The organism is Bacillus sp. C30 (genome assembly GCF_040838255.1).
Taxonomy (GTDB): domain Bacteria; phylum Bacillota; class Bacilli; order Bacillales; family Bacillaceae_G; genus Bacillus_A; species Bacillus_A mycoides.
This window is the reverse complement of record NZ_JBFPJH010000206.1, coordinates 1-5,988: the sequence shown is the minus strand read 5'-3', so window position 1 is coordinate 5,988 and position 5,988 is coordinate 1. Positions and strand designations below refer to the sequence as shown.

At 36.6% G+C, this 5,988-nt stretch carries 6 protein-coding genes; 3 read left to right on the top strand and 3 right to left on the bottom strand.

What is annotated here, in order from left to right; all coding sequences use genetic code 11:
• Positions 1 to 120 precede the first annotated feature (120 nt).
• Positions 121 to 1,968 carry an asparagine synthase (glutamine-hydrolyzing) gene (gene asnB, locus AB3X49_RS16405; protein WP_367963382.1) on the bottom strand — a complete coding sequence of 616 codons (1,848 nt, stop codon included), beginning with the start codon at positions 1,966 to 1,968 and terminating at the stop codon, positions 121 to 123.
• A 242-nt stretch (positions 1,969 to 2,210) separates the two neighbouring features.
• On the opposite strand from asnB, the gene AB3X49_RS16400 reads away from it, so the two are divergent.
• Positions 2,211 to 2,765 (top strand): DUF2777 domain-containing protein, encoded by a 555-nt coding sequence (locus AB3X49_RS16400; protein WP_002064212.1) that lies wholly within the window; start codon positions 2,211 to 2,213, stop codon positions 2,763 to 2,765.
• A gap of 57 nt (positions 2,766 to 2,822) precedes the next feature.
• On the opposite strand, the gene AB3X49_RS16395 is transcribed toward AB3X49_RS16400, so the two are convergent.
• A complete protein-coding gene (locus tag AB3X49_RS16395; protein ID WP_002134930.1) occupies positions 2,823 to 3,191 on the bottom strand; it encodes a YisL family protein in 369 nt (122 codons plus the stop codon).
• A gap of 149 nt (positions 3,192 to 3,340) precedes the next feature.
• Between AB3X49_RS16395 and rocD the strand changes: the two genes are divergently transcribed.
• Positions 3,341 to 4,531 (top strand): ornithine aminotransferase, encoded by a 1,191-nt coding sequence (gene rocD, locus AB3X49_RS16390; RefSeq protein ID WP_000616665.1) that lies wholly within the window; start codon positions 3,341 to 3,343, stop codon positions 4,529 to 4,531.
• A gap of 106 nt (positions 4,532 to 4,637) precedes the next feature.
• Positions 4,638 to 4,922: a hypothetical protein gene (locus AB3X49_RS16385; protein ID WP_000925332.1), complete on the top strand. Its 285-nt coding sequence runs from the start codon at positions 4,638 to 4,640 to the stop codon at positions 4,920 to 4,922.
• 34 nt (positions 4,923 to 4,956) lie between these two features.
• Here AB3X49_RS16385 and AB3X49_RS16380 read toward each other — a convergent pair whose 3' ends face one another.
• Positions 4,957 to 5,859, bottom strand: a complete 903-nt coding sequence (locus AB3X49_RS16380; protein ID WP_002140809.1) for a fumarylacetoacetate hydrolase family protein — start codon at positions 5,857 to 5,859, stop codon at positions 4,957 to 4,959.
• Between the last annotated feature and the right edge of the window lie 129 nt (positions 5,860 to 5,988).

The window sequence follows — 5,988 nt, the reverse complement described above, 5'->3', positions numbered from 1 at the left end:
ATAATAAATACGTCAAAATAATAATTCTAAATAAGTATTATTTCTAATATGATTTTGAATTTTATATGACAATTTATTTAAGAAAAAGAGCGGCTCACATAAATATAAGCCGCTCTTTCCCTATTCCTTAATATTTACCCCATACTCTTTAAACCAAACATGAATTTGCGCTAAATGAGCTAAAAGCTGCGGCCCAGTCATTAATTGACCAAACCATGGTTTTTGAAATGCACTGCCGCCAGACTCGATCAATCCGCTCAATTGCTCCTTATCGAACAATTCATGCAAAATTGAGCCTTTATCCGTTAATAAATCTTGGAGCCATACTGTTACTGCTTTCGTATAGTGCGGATTATGCGTTTTCGGATACGGACTTTTCTTTCTATATAATATATCATTTGGAAGTAATCCTTCTAACGCCTTACGCAATAGACCTTTTTCGCGGTTTTTATACATTTTCATTTCCCAAGGAATATTCCACGCATATTCGACAAGTCGGTGGTCCGCAAATGGAACGCGTACTTCTAAGCTTGCCCCCATACTCATACGGTCTTTTCTGTCTAATAATGTTGTCATAAACCATACCATGTTTAAATAAAATAATTGTCGTCTCTTCGCTTCTAATTGGCTTTCTCCCTCTAAAATAGGAACTTCTTGAATGGATTCTTCATAGCGTTGTTGTACATATTGTTGTAAATTTAATTTATTTCTCCATTCTTTCTTCAGAAGTTGTTCACGCGCTTCTGTAGAACGCATCCATGGAAATGCACTTGATTGTAAATCATCTTCTCTATAAAACCACGGATAACCTCCGAATATTTCATCTGCACATTCTCCAGATAAACCGACGACAAAATCTTGTTTTATTTCACGACAAAACCATAATAATGAAGAATCAATATCTGCCATACCAGGCAAATCGCGAACGAGTACTGCTTCTGTTAAATACTGTGCTAGTTGTTCATTAGAAATGACGCAGCGATGATGAATTGTTTGAAATGTCTCTGTCATTAAATTAATAAATGGTGCATCTGAATTCGGCTGAAACGCATTCGCTTTAAAATATTTGTCGTTATCTTCATAGTCAACAGAATACGTGTGCAATTGACCTTTCCCTGATCTTTCATACTCTTTCGCGGCAATTGCTGTTATAGCACTTGAATCTACACCTCCTGATAAAAAAGTGCATAGTGGTACGTCAGAAACTAATTGTCTCGTAATCGCATCTTGTAATAAAAAACGAGTTTTCTCTACTGTTTCTTCAAATGAATCTTCATGTTTTTTACTTTCTACATTCCAATATCTCCATATGCATAAACCGTCTTTCGAGAACGTCATTGCATGACCCGGACGCAGTTCTTGAATACCAGCATATATACCGTGACCAGGCGTTCTAGATGGTCCGAGGCCAAATATTTCTGACAACCCTTCTAACGTTACTTCCGCCTTCACATCTGGATGCGCTAGTATCGCTTTTAACTCTGAACCAAATAATAATCGTCCGCTATCATATTTATAAAAAAGCGGTTTTACACCTAATCTATCTCTGGCAATAAAGACTCGTTCATTTTTCTCATCCCATACTGCAAACGCATATATACCGTTTAAATGATCGACACATTCTTCTTTCCATTCAATATAAGATGCCAATAGTACTTCTGTATCGGAATGCCCTTTAAATGTATAACCTCTTCTTAATAACTCTTTGCGAATATCTTCTGTATTGTAGAGCTCTCCGTTATAGCAAATCGCATAACTCGTTTCGTCTTTTAAACAAGTCATGGGTTGTTTACCACCTTCAGGATCTACAACGATTAACCGTTTATGCCCAAATGCGACGTTCCCTTTAATCCAAACTTTATTATCATCTGGACCGCGTTTCGCTAGCGTTTCCGCCATCTTCGTCACGATGTCCCTTTCCCCTTCTAATGAGCGTTTATAATCCACCCATCCTGTAATCCCGCACATAAGAATCATCCTTCCTAATCTAATATCTGTTTCTGAACGTGCAGTAATCCCCACCCTATGAGTGCGGATACATAAAAACAACAAACTTGACGATAACTAACTATCCACATATGGAATAGCAGTTTCACAGTGTAAAGCGTGTTTTATTGTATGCCCATCTATCTTTAGGTGTGTCTAGTTATAAAGAACGTACGAACTGTCCATAACAAGAATAACTATTTCTATAAAAGGAGAAATGAACTATGATACAACGCAAACATATTTTGTATAACCAACCGCGCGCTCATACAGTCGGTAATGTAGAATATATAAACAAAGAATGGGTATTCTTTGATGATGAAAATGATGAGGCTTTTCTATTAGAAGATATTGCTGAAGATGGTTTTGAAATTTTATATAACAACAATTGGCTACCAGCTCGTTTTTATGAACAAGACATATTACAAATTGCAAATGAACAACATTCTCTCCAAAACGGGGAAATGATACGAATTCGAAAAAAATTACTTCTTAGCTATAATGAATGGCTTGAGGAATTACCTGACTCTGTCTTTACATTATTAACCGAATCATTGCAATCACTTAATTACTCTTTATATGATTGCATGTATTGTCATAATTATTTATCATTCTTGCCGAAAGATGAAGCAGGCGAAGGAGTAAATATTCTTTTATTCGATAACGACGAAATGATTTGTACATTGCAGCATCATTTTGTACGCCACTCTTCCTCTAATAAAAATATTTTGCGATTTACGAAAGTAAACGGAGAAGAGTTACATATCGATGCGACATAAAGTAAAAAACCACCTTATAATCTCCCAAACATGTGAGATTATAAGGTGGTTTTATTTTTATTTGAATACGTACCAGCCAAGCGGTAATTTTAGTCCTAAGTAAAATACCGCTACTAGTGCAACAATAAATAATCCCCAAAATGCCCCTGTTGCTTTGTTCTTGCTCATTTTCACAAGAACCATTTCCATTCCAGCGATTACTAATATACCAGCTAGCATTTTCATGCCGTACCACATGTGCATGCTACCTGTTGCCGTCTTCACAATACTCATGTACAACATGAAACCTGTCACAATAATGATAATGTACATAAGGCGAAGCCCCATATGTACACCTTTACCTTTTCTTCCTGCTGAATAAAGTGAATACGCAACGAAGAATAAAATTAATCCTAACGCCCATGCTGTAATATGCATATGTACCATCGTATCCCTGCCTCCTCTTTTCACACTTTTTCACTCTATATGATAACATGTTCATTTATTTTCAGGAAATGTTTCGCTTTTTTATATTTAAATGATATAATATTTAGAGTATTTACAAACTTCTTGTAATAACAAAAGGGGGAACAATCATGATTCAAACTAAGGATATTATCGAACTTACAGACACATACGGGGCAAATAACTACCATCCACTTCCAATCGTTATTTCTAAAGCAGAAGGCGTTTGGGTAGAAGATCCTGAAGGAAACCGCTATATGGACTTATTAAGTGCATATTCTGCAGTAAACCAAGGTCATCGTCATCCAAAAATCATTAACGCTTTAATTGACCAAGCTAATCGAGTGACGTTAACTTCTCGTGCTTTCCATAGCGATCAATTAGGTCCTTGGTACGAAAAAGTTGCGAAACTAACAAATAAAAATATGGTACTTCCTATGAATACAGGTGCAGAGGCTGTTGAAACTGCAATTAAAACAGCTCGTCGCTGGGCTTATGATGTGAAAAAGGTAGAAGCAAACCGTGCAGAAATCATCGTTTGTGAAGATAACTTCCACGGACGTACAATGGGTGCTGTTTCTATGTCATCAAACGAAGAGTACAAGCGCGGCTTCGGTCCAATGCTTCCTGGCATTATTGTAATTCCTTATGGTGATTTAGAAGCGTTAAAAGCTGCGATTACACCAAATACAGCTGCATTCATTTTAGAGCCAATCCAAGGTGAAGCAGGAATTAACATTCCACCAGCTGGTTTCTTACAAGAAGCTTTTGAAGTATGTAAAAAAGAAAACGTTTTATTCGTAGCAGATGAAATCCAAACAGGCTTAGGCCGTACAGGTAAAGTATTTGCTTGCGACTGGGACAATGTAACTCCTGACATGTACATACTTGGTAAAGCACTTGGCGGCGGCGTATTCCCAATCTCTTGTGTTGCAGCAAACAGCGACATTTTAGGTGTATTCGAGCCAGGTTCTCACGGTTCTACATTCGGTGGTAACCCACTTGCATGTGCTGTTTCTATTGCAGCTCTTGAAGTATTAGAAGAAGAAAAATTAACAGAGCGTTCTCTTCAATTAGGAGAAAAACTAGTTGGGCAATTAAAAGAAATTGATAACCCAATGATTACTGACATTCGCGGTAAAGGTTTATTCATCGGTATCGAATTAAACGAGCCAGCTCGTCCTTACTGTGAACAACTAAAAGCAGCTGGTCTATTATGTAAAGAAACACACGAAAACGTAATTCGTATTGCACCACCTCTAGTAATCTCTGAAGAAGATTTAGAGTGGGCGTTCCAAAAAATTAAAGCTGTACTATCTTAATCATAGTGAGGTTGTCCTAAATATAGGACAACCTCTTTCTTTTTTTAGTAGTTTATCGTAAAATAAAATTGAATATTCTGTTTTTATTTAAAAAGGGGGTAACTGTATGCTATTGAAATACGGTAAACACATTAATAATTTAGCTACAATTTTTATTTCTATGACATTCATCGGCTTCATATTATCTACAACTTTACTCAGCCATTATTCAACTCCTAATACATTCACACTACTCAAAACATCATTTTGGGCTGCTGTTTTCCTTACAATTATCGGTTTTGGCCGTGAGAGAAGCGCACTTGCAGTTATGCTAATTGGAATTTGTACTTTAGCATTAATCGGATTGTATATTTTCGCCATCATAGATTACTCCGTTAATCCACGCCCATAGAAAAGAGCTATCTTTTCACAAGATAGCTCTTTTTTCATTTCACTATATTTCTTAACGTACCAATTCCCTCTACTGTAATAACAACTTCATCACCAGCATGTAAAAACTTCGGTGGTGTAAAACCTTTACCAACACCAGCTGGTGTCCCTGTTGCAATGATATCTCCTGGCTCTAATGTCATGCCTTTACTTATAGTTGAAATAATTTCTTCTACTGAAAAAATCATTTCTCTCGTATTTGAAGTTTGCCTTACTTCTCCATTTACCACTGTTTCAACGTGTAATGCATTCGGCGTTCTAACCATCGATTTATGAATTAAATACGGTCCCATCGGACAAAATGTATCGAAACTTTTCCCTAGGAAAAATTGTTTATGTTTCCTTTGAATATCCCGAGCAGTTACATCATTTATAACTGTATATCCAAAAACATGATCAAGAGCTTTTTCTATTTTTATTTGTTTCCCTCGCTTACCGATAACGATTGCTAGTTCACCTTCGTAATCAAGTTCATTCGTCGCGTGAGGGTGACCATTAATTTGCTCATCAATTCCAATCACTGTTGTTGGCGCCTTTGTAAAAATCATTATATTTTCAGGGATAGACTCTACTCCGCCCATTTCTACCGCATGCTCACGATAGTTCTTTCCAACACAAAGAATATTTTTTCTCGGCCTTGGAATCGGTGCTAATATTTTCACCTCTGCTAACGGATAATACGCCGATCCCGCATTTTCCTTCGCCCAATTTACAATATCGTACACTTTCTCAAGACATTCGCTTCCTCTTTCAATACACTCTAACATGGTAATTGGGATAGTAACCTTTTCCCCTTTTTGTCTTTGCGCTTCTCTTAAATGTAATACCTTTTCTTCCTCTTCATCCACAATACCTACAAATACTTTTTCTTCTTTCTTCGCCGTTACAAAACGCAACATTTCCACTCTCCATCCTAAAACTCATACCCTATAATTGTATTCGCATCCTTAAGAAAAAAACCTTCTTATACACGCTAATTTTTACAATATTCAACCATTCTTATATTTGTTCCTCATCCGTTATTTGAC